Genomic DNA, 288 nt, shown 5'->3' on the forward strand with positions numbered 1-288 from the left:
CCCACAGATAAAAATAGAAATGATTGACGAAGGCCATCTGCCGACCCCACTCCATGTGCGGATGCGCGAGGTGTTCTCGGCCCTTGGCCTTCCATGACCGCCACACCGGGGTCTTCTCCTGCGCGATCCCGACCAGCACCACCTTCCCACCACCACCGTCGCGTTGGGCGGCCTCGATCAGCGGCGCGGCGATCTGCTCCTTGTTCTCGCCCTTAGCGAAGCGACGCACCGGGATCGCGTTCGCCTTGGCCCACCGGTACACCTCGGCGACGTAGGCGTCGCCGATCT

1 protein-coding gene is annotated in these 288 nt (G+C 64.2%); it reads right to left on the minus strand.

What is annotated here, in order from left to right:
- On the minus strand, positions 1–288 hold a 288-nt coding region (locus tag BST40_RS30585; protein ID WP_167381717.1), incomplete at both ends, for a DUF4266 domain-containing protein.

It is taken from the genome of Mycobacterium persicum (genome assembly GCF_002086675.1).
Taxonomy (GTDB): Bacteria; Actinomycetota; Actinomycetes; order Mycobacteriales; family Mycobacteriaceae; genus Mycobacterium; species Mycobacterium persicum.